Origin of the sequence: Neorhizobium sp. S3-V5DH (genome assembly GCF_004343065.1) — a bacterium.
Lineage (GTDB): Bacteria > Pseudomonadota > Alphaproteobacteria > Rhizobiales > Rhizobiaceae > Neorhizobium > Neorhizobium huautlense.
Genome location: NZ_SMCL01000001.1, coordinates 628919 through 652605 on the forward strand (window position 1 = coordinate 628919; position 23687 = coordinate 652605).

General features: G+C 60.1%; 29 protein-coding genes. 19 read left to right on the forward strand and 10 right to left on the reverse strand.

Going from position 1 to position 23687, the window contains the following annotated elements:
• Nucleotides 1–13: 13 nt before the first annotated feature.
• From fabI to EDE09_RS03030, 3 genes are all read right to left on the reverse strand, one after another.
• Entirely contained in the window at nt 14–832 is an 819-nt protein-coding gene (gene fabI / locus EDE09_RS03020) for an enoyl-ACP reductase FabI (RefSeq protein WP_132408794.1), read from the reverse strand.
• Between the two features lie 142 nt (nt 833–974).
• Nucleotides 975–2054 carry a DnaJ C-terminal domain-containing protein gene (locus EDE09_RS03025; RefSeq protein WP_132408796.1) on the reverse strand — a complete coding sequence of 360 codons (1080 nt, stop codon included), beginning with the start codon at nt 2052–2054 and terminating at the stop codon, nt 975–977.
• A gap of 239 nt (nt 2055–2293) precedes the next feature.
• A complete protein-coding gene (locus EDE09_RS03030; protein ID WP_132408798.1) occupies nt 2294–2752 on the reverse strand; it encodes an RT0821/Lpp0805 family surface protein in 459 nt (152 codons plus the stop codon).
• Nucleotides 2753–2808: 56 nt separating this feature from the next.
• Between EDE09_RS03030 and pdxH the strand changes: the two genes are divergently transcribed.
• Nucleotides 2809–3429 (forward strand): pyridoxamine 5'-phosphate oxidase, encoded by a 621-nt coding sequence (gene pdxH / locus EDE09_RS03035; RefSeq protein WP_132408800.1) that lies wholly within the window; start codon nt 2809–2811, stop codon nt 3427–3429.
• A gap of 9 nt (nt 3430–3438) precedes the next feature.
• Here pdxH and EDE09_RS03040 read toward each other — a convergent pair whose 3' ends face one another.
• Both EDE09_RS03040 and EDE09_RS03045 read right to left on the reverse strand, forming a co-directional pair.
• A complete protein-coding gene (locus tag EDE09_RS03040; protein WP_132408928.1) occupies nt 3439–4479 on the reverse strand; it encodes a polysaccharide deacetylase family protein in 1041 nt (346 codons plus the stop codon).
• Nucleotides 4480–4587: 108 nt separating this feature from the next.
• Nucleotides 4588–5379: a sulfite exporter TauE/SafE family protein gene (locus EDE09_RS03045; RefSeq protein ID WP_132408802.1), complete on the reverse strand. Its 792-nt coding sequence runs from the start codon at nt 5377–5379 to the stop codon at nt 4588–4590.
• A 126-nt stretch (nt 5380–5505) separates the two neighbouring features.
• Here EDE09_RS03045 and EDE09_RS03050 point away from each other — a divergent pair, with 126 nt between their 5' ends.
• Complete coding sequence (locus tag EDE09_RS03050) at nt 5506–5814, forward strand: pyrophosphatase (protein ID WP_132408804.1); 309 nt, start codon at nt 5506–5508, stop codon at nt 5812–5814.
• Here the strand turns inward: EDE09_RS03050 and EDE09_RS03055 are convergent.
• The 3 genes from EDE09_RS03055 to EDE09_RS03065 all read right to left on the reverse strand — a co-directional run bounded on the left by EDE09_RS03055 (nt 5795) and on the right by EDE09_RS03065 (nt 8368).
• Complete coding sequence (locus EDE09_RS03055) at nt 5795–6241, reverse strand: VOC family protein (RefSeq protein ID WP_132408806.1); 447 nt, start codon at nt 6239–6241, stop codon at nt 5795–5797. The two genes, EDE09_RS03050 and EDE09_RS03055, sit on opposite strands and share 20 nt — an antisense overlap.
• On the reverse strand, nt 6238–7653 hold the full coding sequence (gene tldD / locus EDE09_RS03060) for a metalloprotease TldD (RefSeq protein ID WP_112801548.1): 1416 nt from the start codon (nt 7651–7653) through the stop codon (nt 6238–6240). The genes EDE09_RS03055 and tldD overlap by 4 nt, the downstream gene beginning before the upstream one ends.
• A 76-nt stretch (nt 7654–7729) precedes the next feature.
• Nucleotides 7730–8368 (reverse strand): invasion associated locus B family protein, encoded by a 639-nt coding sequence (locus EDE09_RS03065; RefSeq protein WP_245422951.1) that lies wholly within the window; start codon nt 8366–8368, stop codon nt 7730–7732.
• Nucleotides 8369–8775: 407 nt separating this feature from the next.
• On the opposite strand from EDE09_RS03065, the gene coxB reads away from it, so the two are divergent.
• The 14 genes from coxB (at nt 8776) to EDE09_RS03135 (ending at nt 19865) form a co-directional block, all read left to right on the forward strand.
• Nucleotides 8776–9660, forward strand: a complete 885-nt coding sequence (gene coxB, locus EDE09_RS03070) for a cytochrome c oxidase subunit II (RefSeq protein ID WP_132408808.1) — start codon at nt 8776–8778, stop codon at nt 9658–9660.
• A gap of 17 nt (nt 9661–9677) precedes the next feature.
• Nucleotides 9678–11381 carry a cytochrome c oxidase subunit I gene (gene ctaD / locus EDE09_RS03075; protein ID WP_132408810.1) on the forward strand — a complete coding sequence of 568 codons (1704 nt, stop codon included), beginning with the start codon at nt 9678–9680 and terminating at the stop codon, nt 11379–11381.
• Between the two features lie 68 nt (nt 11382–11449).
• Nucleotides 11450–12406, forward strand: coding sequence for a heme o synthase (gene cyoE, locus EDE09_RS03080; protein WP_132408812.1), 957 nt, complete (start codon nt 11450–11452; stop codon nt 12404–12406).
• Complete coding sequence (locus EDE09_RS03085; RefSeq protein WP_162712486.1) at nt 12403–12543, forward strand: hypothetical protein; 141 nt, start codon at nt 12403–12405, stop codon at nt 12541–12543. The genes cyoE and EDE09_RS03085 overlap by 4 nt, the downstream gene beginning before the upstream one ends.
• A gap of 9 nt (nt 12544–12552) precedes the next feature.
• Nucleotides 12553–13158 carry a cytochrome c oxidase assembly protein gene (locus EDE09_RS03090; RefSeq protein WP_132408814.1) on the forward strand — a complete coding sequence of 202 codons (606 nt, stop codon included), beginning with the start codon at nt 12553–12555 and terminating at the stop codon, nt 13156–13158.
• Between the two features lie 49 nt (nt 13159–13207).
• Nucleotides 13208–14086: a cytochrome c oxidase subunit 3 gene (locus EDE09_RS03095; RefSeq protein ID WP_105373242.1), complete on the forward strand. Its 879-nt coding sequence runs from the start codon at nt 13208–13210 to the stop codon at nt 14084–14086.
• A gap of 72 nt (nt 14087–14158) precedes the next feature.
• A complete protein-coding gene (locus EDE09_RS03100) occupies nt 14159–14920 on the forward strand; it encodes an SURF1 family protein (protein WP_245505068.1) in 762 nt (253 codons plus the stop codon).
• 60 nt (nt 14921–14980) lie between these two features.
• Nucleotides 14981–15346 carry a DUF1304 domain-containing protein gene (locus EDE09_RS03105; RefSeq protein ID WP_132408818.1) on the forward strand — a complete coding sequence of 122 codons (366 nt, stop codon included), beginning with the start codon at nt 14981–14983 and terminating at the stop codon, nt 15344–15346.
• 4 nt (nt 15347–15350) lie between these two features.
• Nucleotides 15351–16379 carry a 4-hydroxy-3-methylbut-2-enyl diphosphate reductase gene (ispH, locus tag EDE09_RS03110; RefSeq protein WP_132408820.1) on the forward strand — a complete coding sequence of 343 codons (1029 nt, stop codon included), beginning with the start codon at nt 15351–15353 and terminating at the stop codon, nt 16377–16379.
• A gap of 129 nt (nt 16380–16508) precedes the next feature.
• Nucleotides 16509–17489 (forward strand): homoserine kinase, encoded by a 981-nt coding sequence (locus EDE09_RS03115; protein WP_132408822.1) that lies wholly within the window; start codon nt 16509–16511, stop codon nt 17487–17489.
• Nucleotides 17486–17926: a ribonuclease HI gene (rnhA, locus tag EDE09_RS03120; RefSeq protein WP_105373238.1), complete on the forward strand. Its 441-nt coding sequence runs from the start codon at nt 17486–17488 to the stop codon at nt 17924–17926. The genes EDE09_RS03115 and rnhA overlap by 4 nt, the downstream gene beginning before the upstream one ends.
• A gap of 21 nt (nt 17927–17947) precedes the next feature.
• The gene (locus EDE09_RS03125) at nt 17948–18676 is read left to right on the forward strand and encodes a class I SAM-dependent methyltransferase (protein WP_132408824.1); all 729 of its coding nucleotides are present in this window, start codon (nt 17948–17950) and stop codon (nt 18674–18676) included.
• Between the two features lie 3 nt (nt 18677–18679).
• Complete coding sequence (locus EDE09_RS03130; protein WP_165924100.1) at nt 18680–19489, forward strand: endonuclease/exonuclease/phosphatase family protein; 810 nt, start codon at nt 18680–18682, stop codon at nt 19487–19489.
• Between the two features lie 67 nt (nt 19490–19556).
• On the forward strand, nt 19557–19865 hold the full coding sequence (locus EDE09_RS03135; RefSeq protein ID WP_105373235.1) for a Dabb family protein: 309 nt from the start codon (nt 19557–19559) through the stop codon (nt 19863–19865).
• Between the two features lie 64 nt (nt 19866–19929).
• Here the strand turns inward: EDE09_RS03135 and EDE09_RS03140 are convergent, their stop codons facing one another.
• Complete coding sequence (locus EDE09_RS03140; protein WP_112801563.1) at nt 19930–20415, reverse strand: peroxiredoxin; 486 nt, start codon at nt 20413–20415, stop codon at nt 19930–19932.
• A gap of 93 nt (nt 20416–20508) precedes the next feature.
• Nucleotides 20509–21354 carry a protein-disulfide reductase DsbD domain-containing protein gene (locus EDE09_RS03145; protein ID WP_112801565.1) on the reverse strand — a complete coding sequence of 282 codons (846 nt, stop codon included), beginning with the start codon at nt 21352–21354 and terminating at the stop codon, nt 20509–20511.
• 162 nt (nt 21355–21516) lie between these two features.
• On the opposite strand from EDE09_RS03145, the gene EDE09_RS03150 reads away from it, so the two are divergent.
• The 3 genes from EDE09_RS03150 to EDE09_RS03160 all read left to right on the forward strand — a co-directional run bounded on the left by EDE09_RS03150 (nt 21517) and on the right by EDE09_RS03160 (nt 23665).
• Nucleotides 21517–22122: a YqgE/AlgH family protein gene (locus tag EDE09_RS03150; protein WP_112801710.1), complete on the forward strand. Its 606-nt coding sequence runs from the start codon at nt 21517–21519 to the stop codon at nt 22120–22122.
• A 96-nt stretch (nt 22123–22218) separates the two neighbouring features.
• Nucleotides 22219–22410: a CsbD family protein gene (locus EDE09_RS03155; protein WP_105373231.1), complete on the forward strand. Its 192-nt coding sequence runs from the start codon at nt 22219–22221 to the stop codon at nt 22408–22410.
• 91 nt (nt 22411–22501) lie between these two features.
• Entirely contained in the window at nt 22502–23665 is a 1164-nt protein-coding gene (locus tag EDE09_RS03160; protein WP_132408826.1) for a putative zinc-binding metallopeptidase, read from the forward strand.
• The last annotated feature ends 22 nt before the right edge of the window (nt 23666–23687 follow it).

Consider the following 23687-nt stretch of genomic DNA (forward strand, 5'->3'; position numbering starts at 1 on the left):
TTCCTGGTGTCGATCAGTCCTTGATGACCGAGATGTCCGGGGCATCGACGGCCTTCATGCCGACGACATGATAACCGCTGTCTGCATGATGGGTTTCGCCGGTCACCGAGCGCGACAGGTCCGAAAGCATGTAGAGCCCGACATCGCCGACTTCCTCAATGGTGACGGTGCGGCGCAACGGCGCGTTGTATTCGTTCCATTTGAGGATGTAGCGGAAATCGCCGATGCCGGAGGCCGCCAGCGTCTTGATCGGGCCAGCAGAAATCGCATTCACACGGATATTCTTCGGGCCGAGGTCGACCGCAAGATATTTTACGCTCGCTTCGAGCGCAGCCTTGGCGACACCCATGACATTGTAGTTCGGCATGACCTTCTCTGCACCGTAATAGGTGAGCGTCAGCATGGAGCCGCCTTCGGTCATCAGTTTTTCCGCCCGGCGTGCCACCGAGGTGAAGGAATAGACCGAGATCTGCATGGTCTTGGCGAAATTTTCCGGCGAGGTATCGACATAACGGCCGGTCAGTTCGTCCTTGTCGGAAAAGCCGATTGCGTGCACGAGGAAGTCGATCTTGCCCCAATGTTTTTCGAGATTGGCGAAAACCTCATCGACGGAGGCCTCGTCGCTGACATCGCAGTGGCCGGCCATGAAGGCGCCGAGTTCTGCCGCAAGCGGCTCGACGCGCTTCTTCAGCGCATCACCCTGGTAGGTGAATGCCACCTCTCCGCCTTGGCTGTGAATGGCTTTGGCAATGCCCCAAGCGATGGAACGATTGTTGGCAACACCCATGATGATGCCACGTTTGCCTGCCATGAGGCCGGAAGCCTGAACCATACATAGTCCCCTGAAACTTTGACGAATGCTGCCTATGACATAGGCAGCCCAAGGGTTCAAGCTGACTTGGATCATCTCATGTTAAAGGTCGTAATCAAGGGTGCGCGCCGGTGAAAACCGACGCAAAACTGTCATACTGGTATTAGACGTATAGCCCGTGACGCATGTGCCGCATCAGGTCGGTGACCTTCTCGTTCGGCTTTTCCCACAGCATGATCCTCAATTCGACCACGAGGTCGCCGCGTCCGCCCGCGCCGTCATACAGCCCAAGCCCGCTCATCCGTATCGTCTGGTCCGAGCCTGACCAGGCGGGAACGGAAAGACTGCGGCTGCCCTCGAGCGTTTCCACCGTAGCCTCAGTACCCAAAACCGCATCCTCGAGCGAGATCGGCAGGGTGGTATGGAGGTCGAAACCTTCGATGTGGAAATGCGGATCGCGCGCGGCCTTGAGCGCGACGAGGAGATCGCCCTGTTTCATCCCGGCCACTTTCAGGCCCTGGCCTTTCAGCCGCACCACATGCCCGTCTGTCATACCTCTTTCGAGTGTAAACCGGACCTCTCGTTCGTCCGCGAGCTTTACCGTCACCGAGGCCTGCTTCAGCAGATCGGCAACGGTAACAGCGGCATCGACGGAAAGATCCGGAACTTTTTCAGGTAAAGGGGCAGTCCCGCGAAAGCGCCGGACGAGCGAGGCGATAAGATCGACCGCCATGACGGGCAGGGGGGCTCTTTCACCGGACTGCTCGGCCTTCACACCCTCGGATGCATCCTCCGAGGTTCGAGCCTGGTTCTGCGCCTTCACCTGCTCGGCAGCCGCCGCGCCGAATATGCGCTCGATCATGTCTTCGGGGGTCTCGCCCGTCGCGCCTTGAGGATTTTCCGCCTGGCTCTGCGTGCGCTGGGCATTGGCGCGGGCAAGCTCTTCCATGACCTTTTCGGCATTGGCCTTGGCCGCCTTGGCCCGCTCGGCTGCTTCGCGCGCGGCCTGACGTTGTTGCATGATGGTCTGGTGCATCTCGGCTGCTCGATCGTAGCGTTTGCGGCGGTCGGGATCCTTCAACACCTCATAAGCCTGGCCGATTTCGGCAAAACGGCTGGCGGCGGACGGATCGTCCTGGTTGGCGTCGGGATGGACGGTCTTTGCCTTGGCGCGCCATGCCGCCTTGATTTCGTCAGCATCGGCGCTGCGCTTCACACCAAGCAGAGAATAGGGATCACGCATTGTGGGACCACCGGTTACCTGAAGCGGCGGGCCCCGCCAAAATCCTTGGACCCCCCGATACTCGTCACAACTCCGACAGCTTTCGTCAGTTCCTCGCGTCACTGAGTACAGCGTGCCTGTTCGAGGAAATTTAGGTCGGAACTCATGAATCAGAGGTTACAGGCCAAAATTCGTATTCGTTAAGGTAAACGAATCGTTTCTGCCGGCTCGTAGAGCAAGGTGATGTGCTGAAGAGGGCCTTACTGTCGGTCGAAGGCGGTCAGCATCCAGTCACCGCTGCCGGTCATGCAGGCCTGGCCGGAAAACATGGCAATGCCTTCGTAGGAATGTCTCGTGGTCGTGAAGTCGCGGCAGAGATGGCCTTCGTTGCGAGCCTCGCGGATTTTCGAAACGACGCCTGCGCTGCCGGTCACGGCATTCGCCCACGGGACCGAGGCAGCGCCGACTTTTGCAAGATCGGCAGACGTGACGGCATTGCGGACCGTCGCCTCGTCGGAAAGGTTCTCGCCGGATTCCTGCTTCGGACCGGGAACGGTTCCGGTTGAGATGCTGCGGTCTACCTTGGGGGAACTGCCGAAGAGGTCCAGGCTGCTGGTGCATCCGGTAAGAGACAATCCGGCGAGACAGATGACGGCTGCACCTCGACCAAGCGCGATGGACCTCTTTGTGCGGCTCTTCGACTTTGCTATCACTACCACCTTGCGTCCTGTACGGCCAAAAAACTCGGGGCACTTTAGGGAGTATTTTATTCAATATGTCTGAAAGCGGGTTAACAACCGGTGACTTCACCGAGGAGAACGAACCTTTTGCACTCTTCGGCTCCTGGCTGAAGGATGCGGAAAAATCGGAACCCAATGATCCGAATGCCGTCGCCCTTGCCACCGTCGACGAACACGGCATGCCGAATGTCCGCATGGTGCTTCTCAAGGGTTTCGACGAGGACGGCTTCGTCTTCTACACCAATTTCGAGAGCCAGAAGGGACGTGAAATCCTCGGTCAGAAGAAGGCGGCGATGTGCTTTCATTGGAAGTCGTTGCGCCGCCAGGTCCGGCTGCGGGGGGAGGTGGACGTGGTGAGCGACGCCGAGGCCGATGCCTATTATGTGACGCGGGCGCGCGGCAGCCGGATCGGCGCCTGGGCATCGAAACAGTCTCGACCGCTGGAGGGCCGTTTCGCCCTGGAAAAGGCTGTTGCCGAATACACGGCCAGATATGCCATAGGCGACATCCCGCGACCGCCTTATTGGTCCGGTTTCCGAATCAAGCCCGTCTCGATCGAATTCTGGCACGACCGGCAGTTCCGCCTTCACGACCGGGTCGAGTTTCGGCGTGGGGTGGCGGACGGTCCCTGGGAGAAGGTGCGAATGTATCCCTGACCCAGACGGTCAGCGTGCCAGGGCGAACGGGATTCCCGAAGCCAGCGCGGAAACGTAGCGCGGCTCCTGATAATAGCCGTTGAGCGAAATGCGCGGCAGCCCCGTGAGGCGATGCCTGCTTTTATCGCAAAGCGTGCCGGGCTGCGTGGTCACCGCAACCGAGAAGCCCAGTTCGCTTGCAATCAGGTGATCGCGCTCGGAAACGGCATGCCGTGTGCCGTAGGGATAAGCAATCGTTTCGGGCCGCCTGCCGGTCAGTTGCTCCACATAGTCCGCCGATTGCCGCATTTCGTCGCTGGCCTCCTGCGGGGAAAGGCGGCCAACTGCCCGGTGGCTGATCGTATGTGCTCCGAGCGACGCCAGCGGATGCGCGCCAAGCAAGCGCAATTCCTTGGGCTCCATCGTCAAGTCGCTGGTGATCTCCAGCGGATCGATGCCATGTTTCCTCGCCAGCGCATCGATCCTCGCAACGGCCGCCGCCTCGTCGACACCAGCGACATAAGCTGAAAAGCGATCGAAGGCATCGAATTTGCGCGCTTCGGAGGTAAGGTCCATCGCCTCCGCTCCGTCCCCGAAATCAAATGTGACCTCCCGCTCCCTGCCCAGCAGTTCGGCAAGCGTTTCCCACCACATGGAATGCGTACGTTCCGCAAAGCCTCGCGTGACGAAGACGGTGAACGGCACACCGTGGCGGGCAAAGACGGGAAGGGCGTATTCGGCGTTGTTCTTGTAGCCGTCATCAAGTGTGAAGGCCGCAAAGGGTTGCTTCGCCGGCGCCGCAAGACGCCCCGGTACGTCCGCAAGCGGTATGAACTCATAACCTTCCGCAGAAAGCCTTTCGATAGCCTCGCTGAGGAAATCGGGTGTCACTTCCAGATGGCCGCTCGGTTGGAGCGGGCGGTTTTTTTTCGGTCGGACATGATGGAGCGTGAAGATGGCGCCGCGGCCCCGTGCATTGGGAAACATTCCGGCCCGCGCAAGGGCAGCGGCCATGTCGAGGCCTCCGGCCACAAGGCGCCGCTTGACGTCCCGGCGCCAGAGCGCCTTCAGCCTCTCCCTCGTATTCCCCACGGTGATCACGCTCACGTCACTTCTGAGAGCGTGACCCTACTGTGTTCCGGGTTAAACCTTGCTGAAGAAAGGCAGGCAAGATTGCCGTCAGGGGCGCAAGGTGTCGAAGAGCGGAAGGCCGATGAGGGCGGCGGTCGCAATCAGGACGAAGCATATCCGCCGGAACGTCGCTTCGCTGGCGATGCCGAAAAGCCTGGAGCCGAGAAACAGACCGAGTCCGTAACCGGGACCGGCAAAGAGGGCGATCAGAAGCACCTCGACAGTCAGAATCCCGCCGACGAGATAGGATGTGGCCGAGAGGATGGTCGAGAGCGCGAAATAAAGGACAAGGTTGGCCCGCACGATCGTCGGGGGAATTGCGCCGCCGAGCCAATAGGCGACGACCGGCGGTCCCGACATCTGCGCCGCACCGCCGAAAAGGCCGGCGAGGCCTCCCACTCCGATTGTCAGGTAGGTCTTCGGCCGACCATGGTAGCGCCAACCGGAGATCAGGAAGGCCAGCAGGAAGAGCACGACGATCGAGATGATCCACCGCAGCGTGACCGAGGGCAGAAGGGCAAGCAAGGCTGTACCTGTCGGCACACCCACCACGGCACCTGCAAGCATGGTTGCCACCTCCCGCCGATTGGCGCGTCGCCAACTGTCCGGCACCATGCCGAGGGTCATGATGCCGTCGAGCACGAGGAGCAGCCCGGAAGCGATCTTCGGACCCATCGCCGCGCCGGCCAATGGCACAAATATCAGCGCCCCGCCGAAGCCGGAAAAGCCGCGCGCCAGACCCGCGATCATTGCCGCCAGGAAAACAAAGGCGAGTTGATAAGACGAATGACCCGGTAGCCATGCTTCCAGAAAGGCGGCAAACAGATCTTGGGTTTCCATCGGGGAGGCCGTGATACGGATTTGAGGGATCGCCGCAACTTTCGGAATTGGTCGCCGGGTGTCAAGTAATGGCGCTGGACCTGAGGGTAGAATCGGTGCCACTTGTCGGTACAAATGGAGAACGTCATGCTGGACAAACTCGCCGGTCAGTTCGAAGCTGCCTCTGCCGGCTATGCCGAAACCCATGCCATCAGGCGCGATTCCGATTGGTTCCTCCTGAAGCTTCAGGAGGAGATGGGTGAACTCACCCAGGCCTGGAACCGATTGACCGGCCGTGGGCGCACGAAGGGACGGAGCAAGGAAGAGTTAAGCCGCGACCTGGCGGACGAAACCGCTGATCTTTTGGGCCATGTCCTGCTTTTCGCCCGCAAGAACCAGATCGATCTGGCCGCGGCGATTGAGCGGAAATGGCTTTTTAGGCCGGATGCCCATTGAACGACCGCTCGCCAAGATCCTCGAAGAATCGTAGAAGGTAACCATCGGGATCGGCGACGATGAACTGTCGATTACCGACTTCCTTATCGTCCCGGCGATACCATTTCTCTTCCGGCGCCAAATAGAGTGGGATATTCGCCGCAGCGAGCCGGACGAGAACCGGTCGGAGCGCCGGCACTTCGATCTGTAGGTTGATGCCTCGCCCGAACGGATGTTCGCGGGGAGCTTCGGGAAGGTCAAAATCGCGGCCAAGGCCAATCTGGTCGATCATCAGTTGCGCCTCCCCGAGCGCCAAGAAGGCGAAACCTTCTTCCCGCCGATCGTAGACGACCGAAAAACCGATCAAGTCACAGTAGAAATCTCGGCTTTTTTGCCAATCACTGACGGAGAGCTCGGGAATCAGCGCATTGAAGCGATGTAGATTCAAGCCTTGGTGCCGCCGACGGTGATCTGGTCCATTCTCAGATGCGGCTGGCCGACGCCGACGGGTACCCATTGGCCGCCCTTGCCGCAATTGCCGATGCCTGTGTCGAGCTTCATGTCGTTGCCGACCATGGTCACCCTTCGCATCGCGTCGGGACCGTTGCCGATCAGCATGGCGCCCTTGATGGCAGGCCCGATCTTGCCGTTTTCGATCATGTAGGCTTCCGTACAGCCGAACACGAACTTGCCGGAGGTGATGTCGACCTGGCCGCCGCCGAAGGAGACGGCATAAATGCCCTTCTTGACCGAGGCGATGATCTCGTCCGGGCTCTTGTCGCCGCCGAGCATGTAGGTATTGGTCATGCGCGGCATCGGCGTATAGGCATAACCTTGACGGCGACCGTTGCCGGTCGGCTGAACGCCCATCAGCCGAGCATTCTGCCGGTCCTGCATGTAGCCGACCAGTTTGCCGTTCTCGATGAGCACATTGTAGCCGGACGGCGTGCCTTCATCGTCGATGGTGATTGAGCCGCGGCGGTTGTCGATCGTGCCGTCGTCGACAACCGTAACACCCGGAGCTGCAACCATTTCTCCCAGAAGTCCGGCAAAGGCGGATGTCTTTTTGCGGTTGAAATCACCCTCGAGCCCGTGACCGACGGCTTCATGCAGCATTACGCCCGGCCAGCCTGAGCCGAGTACGACGTCCATGGTGCCGGCCGGCGCGTCGATGGCGGTCAGGTTGACCAGTGCCTGGCGAAGCGCCTCGTCGGCGCCGGTCTGCCAGTTTCCTTCCGTTACGAAATCGCCGAACCCGATGCGGCCGCCGGTGCCGAATGAACCTGACTCCTGCCGGTCGCCGTCGCCGACGACGACGGAGATGTTAATGCGGGTCATCGGTCGGATGTCCTGTACCCGGTGGCCGTCGGCCCGCAGGATATCGACCACCTGCCAGCTTGCCGAAACGGTGGCCGTCACCTGCCGAACCTTGTCATCCTTGTCGCGCAGGTAGGCGTCGATGTCGGTCAAGAGCTTGACCTTTTCCTCGAAGCTCGGGGATCCGATCGGGTTCTCGTCTCCGTAATATTTCTTGTTGGTGCGCTGCGGAGCGGCCGCATAGGAGCCGGAATAGCCGGCCGTGACGGCCCGCACGGCATCGGCGGCGCGCGATAGTGCTGCGGCCGAAAGCTCCCCCGCATGCGCATAACCGACCGCTTCGCCGGCCACCGCGCGCAGCCCGAATCCTTGATCTGTATTAAAGGAGCCGCCCTTCAGCCGTCCGTTGTCGAAGGTCAGCGATTCCGCCTGGGCATGCTCCACGAACAACTCGCCGTCGTCGGCCCCGGCCAGCGTCTCGGACAGGATCGAGCGTAACTTGACCTCGTCGCAGTCGAAAAGGTTGAGAAGATCGGTATTCATGGAAGGCTCCTTCGCCGGGGTCGGGCCCGAACTTTGTTCGGTCCGATGTAGGTCCCCGGGACGCCGGAGGCAAGTGTCAGGGGAGGGCGTCGTAACCCGGAGCGAAGCCGGAAAGCTCGATCGGAATGCCGACGCGATCCTGGTCGGCCGATTCGCGCAGTGCAAAGACGGCGTTTTTGCCCGCACGAAGGATGCGCATCAGCTCGTCGTCGATCTCCACCTCCACATAACAGCCTTCGGAGAAGCAGCGGGTGAAATAAGCGCGGCCGATATTGTTGTTATCGACGTAGAGCTCCATGCCGTCCTTCAGGAGAACACCGAGCGGCGCGAGGATGCGCAGGATCTTCGCCTTGCGGTCGGCGGTTTTCAGGACGACGACCGACAGTCCCACCTCAGGCCGGTCTTCGGCGATCACGTTCTGCATCAGCGCACACTGTTCGGCAGAAGCGCCCGCCGGCCGGTCACAGATGATCGACCAGGCGCCGTGATTTTCCCGGACATTGCCGGGCGGCTGCGGCTTCTGGGCCGGTTGCGGCTGAACTCCCGGCACCGACTGGGCCGGTCCGGGGGGCTGGGGAGCCGCTGGCGAGGTCGTGCCTTGGCTTGGTTGGGGCGTCGGGCGCGGGCCAGGTTGCTGCTGCGCGAATGCCGGAAGAGATACGGCCGTCGCGAGCATTGCTGCAAAACTGGCGCGGATCAGGGAGGGACGGCCCATGGAAACCTCGGTAAGACGAATCAGTGCGGCTATTCTTGTCGCTGGCCGAACCAAATGAAAAGCCCCGCCCTCTTTCCAGTGGAGTACGGCGAAAATGGGACTCCATGACCGATGCCTTCTCCATATTGATTCACAGCTTCATAAATCTGCGGCGTTGCGCTGAATATAAGCTATGATGCATAAAAAGAGATGGGAGGCCGGCCCAATCGCCGTTCGATGCCGGAGTTTCAGTCGCACGAGCTTGCAATCGTGGCACGATTCAGCGCTCTCCGCGAGGCGCAAAAATGCCGCACGGGCTTTTCCTGCCAGATATTGCGGCGGCAGGCAAACTGTGATTGAAGCACACCATATAGCTTGGATTCTGCGTTGGGTTTGTTCTGGATCAAACGCATGGGGAGAAATTAGTGATGAACAGAGCTTTTGCAGTGATGACGGCGCTCATCTGTCTGCTCTTTGCTTCTGCCGGTTTTGCGGATCAGCCGCGTCCCTGGCAGCTTGACCTTCAGGCGCCCGCCACGCCGATCATGCACCAGATCCGGTGGTTCGAGCATTATACGCTCTGGTTCATCGTGCCGGTCACACTTCTGGTCCTGGTGCTCCTTGTCATCGTGGTGGTGAAGTTCCGCGCGAGCGCCAATCCGGTGCCGTCGCGCACCAGCCACAACACGATGATCGAAATCATCTGGACGCTTGGCCCCGTTCTCATTCTCTTCTTCCTCGCCATCCCCTCCTTCAATCTCCTGAATGCCCAGCTGCAGATTCCGCAGTCGGACATGACGGTGAAGGCGACTGCAACGCAGTGGCAGTGGAATTACGAATATGAAGGCGGGCAGGCTCCTGTCGCCTTCGACAGCTTCATGCTGAAGGAACAGGACCGCGAAGCTGCCGGCAAGACCGATATCGGCGCCTATCCGCGCCTGCTGGCGGTCGACAACGAAATGATCGTCCCCGTCAACAAGACAGTCCGCATGCTCGTGACGGCTGCTCCGTCGGATGTCATTCACGCCTTTGCGATGCCGGCTTTCGGCCTGAAGATCGACGCGGTACCGGGTCGCCTCAACGAAACCTGGTTCAAGGCCGAGCGTGAAGGCCTCTATTACGGTCAGTGCTCCGAGCTTTGCGGCAAGGATCACGCCTATATGCCGATCGCCATCCGCGTCGTCTCGGAAGACAAATACCAGGCTTGGCTTGCGCAGGCGGCTTCGGACCTGCCGGGCGCCTACAAGGCGCTCGTCGCTGCGGTCGACAAGCCGGCCGGCAATTTTGCCGTCGCCGAAAACCTATCCAAGTAATTAGAGGAGTGAGGATAATGGCTGGACATTCCGCTCACGACGATCACGCCCATACCCGCACCTCTCACGATGCGCATGGTCACGACCATCATCACGATCATTCGCACACGCCGACTTTCGCTCAGCGTTGGCTGTTTTCGACCAACCACAAGGACATCGGCACGCTCTACCTGATCTTTGCGATCATGGCAGGCATCGTCGGCGGTCTTCTCTCCGTCGCCATGCGCATGGAGCTGCAGGAACCCGGGATTCAGATCTTCCATGGTCTAGCTTCCATGGTCTACGGTTTTCAGGGTGACGCAGCCATCGACGGCGGCAAGCACATGTTCAACGTGTTCACCACCGGTCACGCGCTGATCATGATCTTCTTCATGGTCATGCCGGCGATGATCGGCGGATTCGCCAACTGGATGGTGCCGATCATGATCGGCGCGCCGGATATGGCGTTCCCGCGCCTGAACAACATTTCCTTCTGGTTGATCGTCCCGGCCTTCCTCCTGCTGGTCCTGTCGATGTTCGTCGAAGGTCCTGCCGGCGCGTTCGGCGTTGGCGGTGGCTGGACGCTTTATCCGCCGCTCGCGACCATGGGGCATCCGGGTCCGGCCGTCGACCTCGCGATCTTCTCGCTGCATGTCGCCGGTGCCTCTTCGATCCTCGGTGCGATCAACTTCATCACCACCATCCTCAATATGCGTGCTCCCGGCATGACGCTGCACAAGATGCCGCTCTTTGCCTGGGCCGTTCTGATCACTGCCTTCCTGCTGCTGCTTTCTCTGCCGGTTCTGGCAGGCGGCATCACCATGCTTCTGACCGACCGCAACTTCGGCACGACCTTCTTTGCGCCGGAAGGCGGCGGTGACCCGATCCTCTACCAGCACCTCTTCTGGTTCTTCGGTCATCCGGAAGTCTACATCCTGATCCTGCCCGGCTTCGGCATCGTCAGCCATATCGTATCGACCTTCTCCAGGAAGCCGGTTTTCGGTTACCTCGGCATGGCCTATGCCATGGTGGCGATCGGTGCCGTCGGCTTCATCGTCTGGGCCCACCACATGTATACGGTCGGCCTGTCGCTCGATGCGCAGCGCTACTTCGTCTTCGCGACGATGGTCATCGCAATTCCGACCGGTATCAAGATCTTCTCCTGGATCGCCACGATGTGGGGTGGCTCGCTCACCTTCACGACGCCGATGGTCTGGGCGATCGGCTTCATCTTCCTGTTCACCGTCGGTGGCGTCACCGGCGTCCAGCTTGCCAATGCCGGTCTCGACCGTTCGCTGCATGACACCTATTACGTCGTGGCTCACTTCCACTACGTTCTGTCGCTCGGCGCCGTTTTCGCGATCTTTGCTGCCTGGTACTACTGGTTCCCGAAGATGTTCGGCTACATGTACAACGAGTTCATCGGCAAGCTGCATTTCTGGGTCATGTTCATCGGCGTGAACCTGGTATTCTTCCCGCAGCACTTCCTGGGTCTCGCCGGCATGCCGCGCCGCTATATCGACTATCCGGACGCCTATGCCGGCTGGAACTACGTGTCCTCGATCGGCTCCTACATCTCCTTCGCCGGCGTGATCATCTTCCTCTTCGGCGTATGGGAAGCTTTCGCCAAGAAGCGCGTTGCCGGCGACAATCCCTGGGGTGAAGGTGCAAGCACGCTCGAATGGCAGCTTTCCTCGCCGCCGCCCTACCACCAGTGGGAGCAGCTGCCGCGCATCCGCTGAGCGGCCAAGGAACAAGATGGGGCATCGCGGCACCCGCGATGCCCGGAGATGTTAAGCAGGACGGTTCAATGACGGTTATGAGCAATCACGATGTTCTCGGCTCCGATGGAGGCGTTCGCCTCTCGGAAGCGGGTGCGCGCGATTTCTTCGAGCTCATGAAGCCGCGGGTCATGTCGCTCGTGGTGTTCACGGCATTCGCCGGTCTGATCCTCGCGCCCGGCCACATCAATCCCGTGCTCGGCGTGATCGCAATTCTCTGCATAGCAGTCGGCGCCGGCGCCTCGGGTGCGCTGAACATGTGGTATGACGCCGATATCGACGCCGTTATGACGCGCACAGCGAAGCGACCTATCCCGGCGGGCCGCGTCCTGCCTCAGGAGGCTCTCGCATTCGGGCTGACGATGTCGGTCTTTTCCGTCGCTATCCTCGGGCTTGCGGTCAACTGGTTTGCCGCGGCCCTGCTTGCCTTCACCATTTTCTTCTATGCCGTCGTCTACACGATGTGGCTGAAGCGTTCGACGCCGCAGAACATCGTCATCGGCGGCGCCTCGGGGGCTTTCCCGCCAATGATCGGCTGGGCCTGTGTCACCGGAGGCGTATCGCTCGACAGCATCCTTCTGTTCCTCATCATCTTCCTGTGGACGCCGGCGCATTTCTGGGCGCTGGCCCTGTTCAAGATGCGCGATTACGGCGCGGTTGGCATACCGATGATGCCGAATGTTGCCGGAGAGGCTTCCACGAAGATCCAGATCGTAATCTACGCGGTGTTGACCGCTGTGATTGCCGTTGCGCCGACCTTTACGGGGCTCGCCGGCTTTGGTTACGGAATTTTTTCATCGCTGCTCGGCGCGGTTTTCGTCTACTGTTCCATCGCCGTCTGGCGGATGCCGGATGGCGACCAGAAGATGATCCCGGCGAAGAAGATGTTCGCCTATTCGATCCTCTATCTGTTCGCTATCTTTTCGGCCCTTTTGGCCGATCGGATGTTCGAAGGGCTGCCCACCATTCTTGGAGGCCTGCTGTGATCGAGACCGTCAAGCTCAATGAGGCGCAGAAGAAGTCACGCCGCAACCGCAACATCGCGCTCGGCGTGCTGCTGGCCGGTCTTGTCATTCTCTTCTACATCATCACGCTTGTCAAAATCGGCGGGCTTGGGAACTAGGAGCGGGCGATGACGCAAGCCGGTCGGAATGCACAGGCAAAACGGGTAAGCAACGGCGCGATCTTCGCCGGCTGCGCCGTTTTCGTCGCCGGCATGGTCGGTATGGCCTATGCGTCGGTTCCGCTCTACCGCTTGTTCTGCCAGGTGACAGGCTACAACGGCACGACGCAACGGGTCGAGCAGTATTCCGACAAGGTCCTGGACAAGACGATCCAGGTCACCTTCGACGCCAATATCTCGCCCGGCCTCAACTGGGACTTCAAGCCCGCCAAGGCGGTGGATCCGAAGATCGGCGAGACGCTGCAGATCGAATATACGGCGACCAATCGCTCGTCGAGCGCGACGACCGGCACCGCCGTCTTCAATGTCACGCCGATGGAGGCTGGCGCCTACTTCAACAAGGTCGAGTGCTTCTGCTTCACCGAGCAGACGCTGCAGCCCGGCCAGTCGGTCACGATGCCTGTGGTATTCTTCGTCGATCCGGAGATTGCCAAGGCGGAGGAGACCAGGAATATCAAGACGATCACACTGTCCTACACCTTCTATCCGAGTGCGCCCGGCAAACCGGTCGCGGCTCTGCCGGAAGGCGGCAAGACAGTGGACAAGAAACTTTAAGAGGGTTCGCCGGTTTCGGCGAAGCAGGCATTCATCCGGGGATTCTGACATGGCCGATGCGCATCAGAAACAGCACGACTACCACATTATCGATCCGAGCCCGTGGCCGATTCTGGCTTCGCTCGGCGCCTTCGTCCTGACCTTTGGCGGCGTAGGTTACATGCGCTATCTGCATGGCGGCGAGTTCAAGCTTTTCGGCCTGAATTTCGCGACGCCCTGGCTCTTCTTCATCGGCCTCGCCATCGTCGTCTACACGATGATCGGCTGGTGGTCGGACACCATCAAGGAAGGCCGCGAGGGCGCCCATACGCGCGTCGTGTCGCTGCATCTGCGCTACGGCATGATCATGTTCATCGCCTCCGAAGTGATGTTCTTCGTTGCCTGGTTCTGGGCCTTTTTCGATGCCAGCCTGTTTGCCAACGAGGCCATCCAGGCGAGCCGCGTCGAGGCCGTGGGCGGTCAGTGGCCGCCGAAGGGCATCGAGGTTCTCGATCCCTGGCACCTGCCGCTTTACAACACGATCATCCTGCTCTTGTCGGGGACCTGCGTGACCTGGGCGCACCATGCGCTGCTGCACAATGATCGCAAGGGTCTTATCTCCGGCCTGTCGCTGACAGTTGCGCTCGGCATCCTGTTTTCCTTCGTCCAGGCCTACGAATACATGCACGCTCCGTTCGCGTTCTCGAACTCGATCTACGGCGCGACCTTCTTCATGGCGACCGGCTTCCATGGCTTCCACGTGCTGATCGGCACGATCTTCCTGCTGGTCTGCCTGGTCCGCGCCATGCGCGGCGGCTTTACGCCCCAGAAGCATTTCGGCTTCGAGGCTGCTGCCTGGTATTGGCATTTCGTCGACGTCGTCTGGCTGTTCCTGTTCTTCTCGATCTACATCTGGGGCGGCTGGGGCGCACCGCTTTCCCACGGGTGATCCGGGAAGGCATGAATTTGGGAGGGCGGCGAAAGCCGCCCTTCTGCTTTTAAGGATTGGAATTCCATGGCGATGAAGGCTTCTTCCGAGATCACGACTACCCCTACGCGGCGCAGTCGCGGCTGGAGAATTGGCAGCGCCATCATCGTTCTTCTGGCACTCGCCACGCTTCTCTCGCTCGGCACCTGGCAGGTGGGACGGCTGCAATGGAAAGAGGGGCTGCTTGCCGATATCGCCGCGCGCCGGGCTGCGTCACCCGTGGCACTCTCCGAGATCGAGATGCTCATGAGGTCTGGCAGCGATATCGAATATCGCCGCGTCTCGGTAACCGGTACCTTCGACCACCGGAAGGAGCGGCATTTCTTCGCGACATTCCAAGGCCGCACCGGCTTCTACGTCTATACGCCGATGACGCTGACCGATGGCCGCATCCTTTTCGTCAATCGCGGCTTCGTGCCCTATGAGATGAAGGAACCGGCAACGCGACCGGCCGGAGAGGTGACGGGGGAGCAGATGGTCACGGGTTATGCCCGCAGCCGGCTTTCCGCAAAGCCGTCAGCCCTCGTTCCGGACAACGATACCACGAAGAACATCTTCTACTGGAAGGATCTCGACGCCATGGTTGCAACTGCGGGCCTCGACGCGTCCAAGGCCGTACCGTTCTTCGTGGATGCCGATGCATCGGTCGCCAATCCAGGCGGCTGGCCGAAAGGTGGGGTGACGCAATTCGACCTGCCGAACAGCCACCTGCAATACGCGGTGACGTGGTACGGCTTGGCTGCAGCGCTTGTTGCGGTCGTGATCGGGATGTGGTTTCGGCGCAAGCATGCTTGAGGCGGTTGGCGCCTGTGCTTGAACCGCGTTATGTTACAACCGGGTTGAACGGGGGTTGGGATGAGTCTGCTGGCAAATCTCTTCGTCGCGCTGGCGGCGCTGCTGCATGTGGGGTTTCTGGTCCTGGAGATGTTCCTTTGGACTGGTCCGACGGGAGGAAGGGTGTTCCGCATGTCGGAGGAACGGGCGCAGGCAACGAAGGTTCTGGCCGCCAACCAAGGGCTCTACAACGGCTTCCTTGCGGCCGGGCTGTTCTGGTCATTGCTCCATCCGGATCCGGCTTTCGCGTTCCAGCTAAAGCTCTTCTTCCTTGTGTGCGTCGTCATTGCCGCTATATATGGCGCGTGGTCGGTCAAGCCGCGGATCCTGCTGGTTCAGGGCGGTCCGGCCCTTATCGCTCTGTTGCTGACATTCCTGGCGTCCTGATTTGATGGCATCCTCACTCCCCGCAAAAAAAACTCCGCTTTCGATCCGCCTCTGCGGCCCGCGCGGTTTTTGTGCCGGCGTCGACCGCGCCATCCAGATCGTCGTGCTGGCGCTGAAGGCCTATGGCGCACCCGTCTATGTCCGCCACGAGATCGTCCATAACCGCTACGTTGTGGAAGGGCTGGAAGCAAAGGGCGCGGTTTTTGTCGAGGAACTGGAAGAGATTCCGGCCGAGCATAGGGAGCAGCCGGTTGTCTTTTCCGCCCATGGGGTTCCCAAATCGGTGCCGGAGGACGCGCAAGCGCGCAATCTGTTCTATCTTGATGCGACCTGCCCGCTCGTTTCGAAGGTCCACAAACAGGCGATGCGCCACCAGCGGCTTGGCCGCCATGTGGTGCTGATTGGCCATGCCGGCCACCCGGAAGTGATCGGCACGATGGGCCAGCTTCCGCCAGGCACGGTTTCCCTAATCGAGACGATAGAGGATGCCGACCGCTATGAACCGGCCGACACCGAAAACCTCGGTTACGTCACCCAGACGACGCTTTCGGTCGACGACACGGCGGGCGTCATCGCACGGCTGATGGAGCGGTTTCCAAGCCTCACGGCACCTGCCGCCGATTCCATCTGTTATGCCACGACAAATCGCCAGGAGGCGGTAAAACAGGCCGCACCCGGCTGCGATCTTTTCCTCGTCGTCGGAGCGCCGAATTCTTCCAATTCCAAGCGTCTGGTGGAAGTCGCCCTGCGTGCCGGTGCCAAACGTTCTCTGCTGGTGCAGCGGGCCTCCGAACTGGACTGGAACGAGATCGGCGATATCCGCACGCTCGGGCTTTCCGCCGGCGCCTCGGCTCCGGAAGTGATCGTCGATGAGATCATTGCAGCCTTCAAGGAGCGTTTCGACGCGAAGATCGAGCTCGCCATCACGGCGGAGGAAACGGAAAACTTCCTTGTCAACCGCGAGCTTCGCGGCGTGCCGCTGACCGTAGAGGATATGGCCTGGGTGAACGGCGCGAGAAGCGTGCCGGCGTAACGGCCTGGGATAGATCTGTGAATCGATTTTCGCTCGGGCCGACCGGGAGGTCTAGCGGTAGGGCGGGGGAGACGCTAGGAAGAGGCTATGCGCCGCTGCAACACGGCAGAATCATAGCGGGATGGACTCTTGGCCGTTTACACCGACATCACCGAAGACGACCTTAAACAATTCCTGACCGGGTATGATGTCGGTGAATTGACCTCCTACAAGGGCATTGCGGAAGGCGTCGAGAACTCGAACTTCCTGCTGCATACGACACGCGATCCGTTGATCCTGACGCTTTATGAGAAGCGCGTGGAAAAAGCGGACCTGCCGTTTTTCCTGGGGCTGATGCAGCATCTTGCGGCACGTGGTCTGTCCTGCCCGCTTCCGCTGCCGCGGCGGGACGGCCAGTTGCTCGGCGAACTCTCAGGCCGTCCCGCCGCGCTGATCTCCTTTCTCGAGGGCATGTGGCTGAGGAAGCCGGAAGCCAAGCATTGCCGTGAAGTCGGAAAGGCGCTTGCCCAGATGCATCTCGCGGCGGATGGCTTTTCGCTGACGCGTCCGAATGCACTGTCGCTCGAAGGCTGGAAGACCCTTTGGGCGAAATCCGCAGACCGCGCCGACGAGGTGGAGGCGGGCCTGCAGGACGAGATTTCTTCGGAGCTTGAATTTCTGGCGAGCCATTGGCCGAAGGATCTGCCGGCCGGCGTCATCCATGCCGACCTTTTCCAGGACAACGTCTTTTTCCTGGGTGACGAGCTTTCCGGCCTGATCGATTTCTATTTCGCCTGCAACGACCTGCTTTGCTACGACGTCTCGATCTGCCTGAACGCCTGGTGTTTCGAGAAGGATCATTCCTATAATCTCACAAAAGGGAAGGCGCTTTTGGAGGGTTATCAGAGCGTCCGTCCACTATCGAAGGACGAGATCGCGGCTCTGCCGGTTCTGGCACGCGGCTCGGCCCTGCGCTTCTTCCTGACCAGGCTTTATGACTGGCTGACAACGCCCGCCGGCGCGCTCGTGGTGAAAAAGGATCCGCTGGAATACCTGCGCAAGCTGCGGTTCCACCGGCAGATCGGCTCGGCTGCTGAATACGGGCTGGCACCGGAAGCGGCACTGTCATGAAGCATGTCGATATTTTCACCGACGGCGCGTGCTCCGGAAATCCCGGACCCGGCGGTTGGGGCGCCATCCTGCGTTACGGCGAAACGGAAAAGGAAATGTTCGGCGGCGAGGCCGACACGACCAACAACCGAATGGAGCTGATGGCGGCGATCCAGGCGCTGAACGCCTTGAAAACCCCGTGCGAGGTCGATCTCTACACCGACAGCGCCTATGTGAAGGATGGCATTTCCAAGTGGATCTTCGGCTGGAAAAAAAACGGCTGGAAGACCGCAGACAAGAAGCCGGTCAAGAACGCTGAACTCTGGCAGCAGCTGGAGGAAGCACGCAGCAAGCACAAGGTAACCCTGCATTGGATCAAGGGCCATGCGGGTCATCCGGAAAACGAGCGGGCTGATGAACTCGCCCGCCTCGGCATGGCGCCATTCAAGAAGAGATAGCGACTGACCCAGGAGGGGGCCGTGGCTCAGAACGTCTACGATAGGTCCGAGTTTTTTGCCGGTTACAGCCAGCTCGGCCGCTCGGTGCATGGTCTTGCCGGAGCCGCCGAATGGCCTGCCATACGCGCTCTTCTTCCACCATTGAAAGGCTTGCGGATTATCGATCTCGGCTGCGGTTTCGGCTGGTTTTCGCGTTTTGCGGCGGATGAAGGCGCGGCTGCCGTGCTGGGCCTCGATCTTTCCGAAAACATGATTGCCCGCGCAACGGCGGAAAACGCCCATCCTGTCATCAGCTATGATCGCGCTGATCTGGAGCAGGTCGAACTGCCGCAAGCACGGTTCGGCCTTGCTTACAGCTCTCTTGCCTTTCACTACCTTGAAGATTTCGGCCGATTGGTGCGGCAAGTGCACAGGACCTTGGTGCCGGGCGGCAAGTTCGTCTTCACCATAGAGCATCCAATTTATATGGCCTCCTCCAATCCCGAATGGCGAATGGACGGGGACGGCAATCGCTTTTGGCCAGTGGACAACTATTCCGTTGAGGGTCGGCGCATGACCGACTGGCTGGCCAAAGGCGTCGTTAAGTACCATCGGACGCTTGGCACGACCGTAAATACCTTGATGGACGAAGGCTTTGTCATCCGCCGTTTGCTTGAGTGGCACCCGACACCAGACCAGATCGCGGCCAATTCCGATCTCCAAGAGGAAATGGACCGTCCGATGATCCTGATGATTTCGGCGGAGCGCTGATCGGTGTCGCTCAGGGTGATTTCTCTCAATGCCTGGGGTGGCCGGGTACACGAGCCCTTGATGCGGTATCTGCAGGAGGCCGATCCGGACGTACTCTGCCTGCAGGAGGTTACCCGTTCGCCGGATGCGGCATCCGACTGGCTCATCTATCGCGACGGCACGTTCGAACTGCCGCAGCGCGCCAACCTCTATGAGGATGTGAAGGCGATCCTGCCTCGTCACGAGACGATGTTCGCGCCGGTGGCGCGAGGCACGCTTTTCGAAGGAGAGCGGGAGGTGACGTCGGAATTCGGTCTCGGCACTTTCGTCCGCGACACGTTGCCGATCATCGGCCAAGGGCTCGGCTTCGTGCATGCGCAATTCTCTGCCGATGGCTGGGGGCCTCATCCGCGCTCACGCAATGCGCATGGCATCCGCATGTTCCGCTACGATGCGGGTTCTGCAGTGACGATCGTCCAGATGCACGGACTTCGCGATCTCGCCGGCAAGGGAGATACTCCGGCTCGATTGGCGCAAGCTGATGCTCTCGCCGCATTGATCGAAAAGGTCTGGCAGCCCGGCGAACCGCTCGTCCTCTGCGGCGACCTGAACCTGCTGCCGGACAGCGAGACCTTCGCAATCCTGCGGAGCTTCGGTCTCATCGATCTCGTCACGACGCGCGGCTTCACCGACACGCGCACCTCCTGGTATCCGAAGGAAGGACGTTACGCTGACTATCTGCTGGTGACGCCGGATGTGAAAGTCGAAAATTTCGACGTGGTCGCCGACCCCGAAGTATCGGATCACCGCGCCCTTCTGCTGGAAATCGCCTGAGCCCCGTTGCGCTTGCCGCCTTAGCCACTATTCTGCCGCAAACAAGAAAATCCGGGAGGGCCGGCCAATGATCCTGCACTGCGTATTCCTTCGCTTCAAGGCGGCGCTCCAGCATGCCGAGAAGCAGGCCATCTATGATGCAATTGCTGACTTGAAGAACGTTATCCCCGGCATCCTCGACTTGAAATACGGTCCCAACGTCTCGCCCGAAGGGCTGAACGGCGGATTTCTCGATGGCTTCGTCGTAACCTTCGAGAACCCTGAGGCGCGGGATGCTTATCTCGTCCACCCGGAACACGTGGCTGTCGGTGAGCGGATCGTCGCATCTACCGACGGTGGATTGTCCGGCCTGATGGTCTTCGATCTCGCCGTGTGAGCCCGCCGGCAAAGCAGAAGGGGCGCCATAAGGGCGGCGCCGCTTGCTGGCCTATTCAAAGGGTTCAGAGCTGCTCCAGCATTGCGGCGGCTCCGGAAACCGTCGCCTGGCCGGGTGTTTCCTCGACGTTGAGCGACTTTACCACACCATCTTCGACAAGCATGGAATAGCGCTTGGACCGCACGCCGAGTCCTCCCGCTGAGAGGTCGGCTTCCAGTCCCAGCGATTTGGTGAACGCGCCATCCCAGTCGGCAAGAAAGTGGATCTTGCCCATGCCGCCGGACTGCTGCGCCCACGCGCCCATCACATGCCAGTCGTTGACTGCAACGACGGCAATGTCATCCACGCCCTTGGAAAGGATCGCATCGCGGTTCTCGATATACCCTGGGAGATGGTTCAGCGAGCAGGTGGGCGTGAAGGCGCCGGGGACGGCAAACAGGACGACCTTCTTGCCTTTGAAAAGCTGCTGGGTGGTGATTTCCACTGCACCGTCCGCGGTCTTTTCCTTGAATGTCGCTTCTGGCAGCTTATCGCCGACGGTAATGGTCATGGGAGCTCTCCTGGGTTTGGATCGGGCTGCCTCAGCCCGCCATTTGCCGCGCACTATAATGGCGACTTGACACAAGACAAGTGAGGAGCTGGTCTACTCGAAGGCAAGGGAGGTTTCCATGGCTCGGCTGCCGGCAATCACGAGGATGCCCCAGCGCTTGCCCTTGATGTCATAGCCCTTTGGCAGCTTGCCGATCGGCATGTCGAGTTGATAGCTGTCCTCGTCCCGCCGCCCGTTCACGCTCTCAAAAAGTACATGCCCCTGGGGACCGGTAACGATTACCTGCGGTTCGGTTGTTCCGGCGGGCAGCTTCAGTTTGAGGCTCAGCCTGTCGCGGGTCATCACATATTGGGTAACCGCGAAATCGTTCGAGGGAGCTTCCGGCAGCTTCGAGGCTGCCGCATTGAGGATCATCGCTTCCTCGACCGGCGTTCCCTTGGTCGGCGCAAGCGCCAGCGAAAATTCCGCTTGGAAAGGAATGCAGATATTACGGCAGAGACCGACGAAAGCCGAAGCTCCGATAGTCAGCGGCTTGTGGGGTGCGTCTGCCTTGAGTTCGAAGGGCAGCGCCACCGATTGATCGTAGCCGATGTCGCGCAGCTTGCCATTGTTGATCCGCTTCGGAACCGGAAAGGAGATGTGGTTCAGCTTGACGCCGTCGGTCTCGGATAACACCATCTGCGGCGGAATGCCCGCGTCGCCCGGTTCTTTCCAGTAGGTGATCCAGCCCGATTTGGGCTCGATTTGCAAAACGCCACGAACAGTGCCATCCGGCTCGGGCGGCAAGGCGACGATCCGCATCCGGCCGCCTTCATTGATGGCCCAGGGCGTTATCTCAGCGATACTTGGGGTAGCAAAGGCCACCGCCGCGCCAGCAAACAGACCGGCGAGTATGGCAGATGCGCGATCGGAAAAATGGCTGAGCGAAATTATCTTCATGCGGCAAGCATTTAATCGATTACGTGGAGCCGGACCAGTCACAGACCCCCAAAAGCCGATCATTTTCGGTTGATTGATTGGATATACTGCCCCATCTTGATAAAAGATGGATTGAAGCCTCACTCGCCCGGAGGCCGGGCCGGCAGGCAGGTTGGAGGCATGATGGTTTTCTCGACCCTGAGGGACAAGAGCGAACGGGGGTTCCTGGACGGTCAGTTCCTGATCGCCATGCCTGGCATGAAAGACGGCAATTTTGCCCGAGCCGTTGTTTATGTCTGCGCCCATTCGCCGGCCGGCGCGATGGGCTTCATCATCAACCGGCCGCAGCCGATTTCATTCACCGACGTTCTGCTTCACCTGAAACTTCTGGACCAGACTGAAGCGATCATGTTGCCGAGCGATACCCGCGATTTTCCCATTCTGTCCGGCGGGCCGGTCGAAACGGGCCGCGGCTTCGTCCTGCATACGGATGATTTTGTCAGCGAGTCGTCGATCCCCGTCAGCGACGAGATATCGCTTACCGCAACGCTGGATATCATTCGCGCGATCTGCAAGGGTCGCGGACCGGCGCGAGCTACCATGCTGCTCGGTTATGCCGGTTGGGGAGCCGGTCAGCTTGAGTTGGAAATATCCAACAATGGCTGGCTTAATTGTCCAGCCGACGACGACCTGATCTTCGACCGAGCGCTTGATGGAAAATACGAGCGGGCACTGGCATCGATGGGGGTCAGTCCGGAAATGCTGTCCAGCGAAGCCGGCCACGCCTGACGGGAAATCTGGATCTGCCCCGGAACGAAGCTCACTGACGCGGCGTTCTCCTGTTGCAAGACGCTGGACGCGTCAAACGAACAAGGAGAAAGATCCATGGGCAGCACCAGTGACAAAATGGCCGGCAAGGCCAATGAAATGGCTGGCAAGGTTAAGCAGGCAGCCGGCGACATGACCGACGACGATGAAATGCGGGCTAAGGGATCTGCTCAGGAGGCTAAGGGCGATGCCCAACAGGCCAAGGGCCATCTCAAGGACGCCGCGAAGAACGTGGTCGACCGCATGTAAACGAATTGCGCCAGCAAGCGTATTCGAACCTGTTCCGGCTTGGGTCGGAGCAGGTTTTCTCTATTAATCCTGCTTTTCCACGGTATCTCCCATGCGCCTCTACGACTGCGACCATTGCGGCCAGCCGATCCATTTCGACAACCGCTCCTGCGTCAACTGCGGCCACAGGCTTGCCTTTGTGCCGGAAATGCTGGCGATGCATGCGCTTGCCGAAGATGAGGACGGAACTTGGCATCTGGTCGCCAGACCCGAACGCAAGGTTAGGCTCTGTGCCAACACAGCCCTCGATGTCTGCAATTGGACGGTGGCGGCGGAGGAGGTGCACCCCTTTTGCCCGGCCTGCCGGCACAATCGGCTCGTTCCCGATGCATCCACAGAGGTCGGACTCAATCAGTGGCGCCGGATCAGTCAGGCGCAAAGGCATCTCTTCTATTCGCTGATGCGCTGGAACCTGCCGCGTACCACACGCCAAGAGGACCCTGAGAACGGTCTCGTCTTCGACTTTCTCGTGGACGAGGTGAGGGAGGATGGCACGATCGTACCAGCGATGACCGGTCATGAGGACGGCTTGATCGCCATTCGCGCCGCCGAGGCAGACGATGTCACCCGGGAACAGGTGCGGGTCTCGATGAATGAGCCGTATCGGACCCTACTTGGCCATTTTCGCCATGAGATCGGTCATTATATGTGGGACAAACTCGTGCGCGACGGCGCTAGGCTAGCCGAGTTTCGGGAAGTTTTTGGTGACGAGACGGCGGATTACGGGGAGGCGCTTAAGCGCAACTATGAAGAGGGGCCGCCGCCTGATTGGCAGGAGAAGTTCATCAGCACCTATGCGAGCAGTCATCCTTGGGAAGATTTTGCCGAAACCTTTGCCCACTATCTTCACATTGTCGATACGCTGGAGACGGCAAGGGCTTATGGGATCTCAATCGAGCCGCGGCGGCATCAGGAACTGGCGGCGGAAGTGGCATTCAATCCGTACAAGGCCGAAAGTTCCGAGCAGCTTGTAGCCGCCTGGGTGCCTCTGAGCCTCGCGATCAACGGCATCCACCGGTCGATGGGCGTGCCGGATCTTTATCCATTTATCCTTACTCCATCGGTGGTGACGAAGCTCGAATTCATCCATCAGCTCGTTCACCAGAATACCCAAATCGATCTCAAGCAGCCGTCTGAAGTGGAGCTTGGCTCTGCCTCCATTCAAGGTCGGGACGGGCGCATTGCGCCCGCTCCTCCGGCGGGGCTTGCTTCCTGAATAGTGCCTCGTGAAGCAAGCC

Bases quoted from the DNA above. Each gene is read 5' to 3' on its own strand.
- fabI (WP_132408794.1), bottom strand. From the start codon at position 832: ATGGTTCAGGCTTCCGGCCTCATGGCAGGCAAACGTGGCATCATCATG.
- EDE09_RS03025 (WP_132408796.1), bottom strand. From the start codon at position 2,054: ATGCGTGATCCCTATTCTCTGCTTGGTGTGAAGCGCAGCGCCGATGCT.
- pdxH (WP_132408800.1), top strand. From the start codon at position 2,809: ATGTCTGAAAGCGGGTTAACAACCGGTGACTTCACCGAGGAGAACGAA.
- EDE09_RS03045 (WP_132408802.1), bottom strand. From the start codon at position 5,379: ATGGAAACCCAAGATCTGTTTGCCGCCTTTCTGGAAGCATGGCTACCG.
- EDE09_RS03050 (WP_132408804.1), top strand. From the start codon at position 5,506: ATGCTGGACAAACTCGCCGGTCAGTTCGAAGCTGCCTCTGCCGGCTAT.
- tldD (WP_112801548.1), bottom strand. From the start codon at position 7,653: ATGAATACCGATCTTCTCAACCTTTTCGACTGCGACGAGGTCAAGTTA.
- EDE09_RS03065 (WP_245422951.1), bottom strand. From the start codon at position 8,368: ATGGGCCGTCCCTCCCTGATCCGCGCCAGTTTTGCAGCAATGCTCGCG.
- coxB (WP_132408808.1), top strand. From the start codon at position 8,776: ATGAACAGAGCTTTTGCAGTGATGACGGCGCTCATCTGTCTGCTCTTT.
- ctaD (WP_132408810.1), top strand. From the start codon at position 9,678: ATGGCTGGACATTCCGCTCACGACGATCACGCCCATACCCGCACCTCT.
- cyoE (WP_132408812.1), top strand. From the start codon at position 11,450: ATGACGGTTATGAGCAATCACGATGTTCTCGGCTCCGATGGAGGCGTT.
- EDE09_RS03090 (WP_132408814.1), top strand. From the start codon at position 12,553: ATGACGCAAGCCGGTCGGAATGCACAGGCAAAACGGGTAAGCAACGGC.
- EDE09_RS03095 (WP_105373242.1), top strand. From the start codon at position 13,208: ATGGCCGATGCGCATCAGAAACAGCACGACTACCACATTATCGATCCG.
- EDE09_RS03100 (WP_245505068.1), top strand. From the start codon at position 14,159: ATGAAGGCTTCTTCCGAGATCACGACTACCCCTACGCGGCGCAGTCGC.
- EDE09_RS03105 (WP_132408818.1), top strand. From the start codon at position 14,981: ATGAGTCTGCTGGCAAATCTCTTCGTCGCGCTGGCGGCGCTGCTGCAT.
- ispH (WP_132408820.1), top strand. From the start codon at position 15,351: ATGGCATCCTCACTCCCCGCAAAAAAAACTCCGCTTTCGATCCGCCTC.
- rnhA (WP_105373238.1), top strand. From the start codon at position 17,486: ATGAAGCATGTCGATATTTTCACCGACGGCGCGTGCTCCGGAAATCCC.
- EDE09_RS03135 (WP_105373235.1), top strand. From the start codon at position 19,557: ATGATCCTGCACTGCGTATTCCTTCGCTTCAAGGCGGCGCTCCAGCAT.
- EDE09_RS03140 (WP_112801563.1), bottom strand. From the start codon at position 20,415: ATGACCATTACCGTCGGCGATAAGCTGCCAGAAGCGACATTCAAGGAA.
- EDE09_RS03145 (WP_112801565.1), bottom strand. From the start codon at position 21,354: ATGAAGATAATTTCGCTCAGCCATTTTTCCGATCGCGCATCTGCCATA.
- EDE09_RS03150 (WP_112801710.1), top strand. From the start codon at position 21,517: ATGGTTTTCTCGACCCTGAGGGACAAGAGCGAACGGGGGTTCCTGGAC.
- EDE09_RS03155 (WP_105373231.1), top strand. From the start codon at position 22,219: ATGGGCAGCACCAGTGACAAAATGGCCGGCAAGGCCAATGAAATGGCT.
- EDE09_RS03160 (WP_132408826.1), top strand. From the start codon at position 22,502: ATGCGCCTCTACGACTGCGACCATTGCGGCCAGCCGATCCATTTCGAC.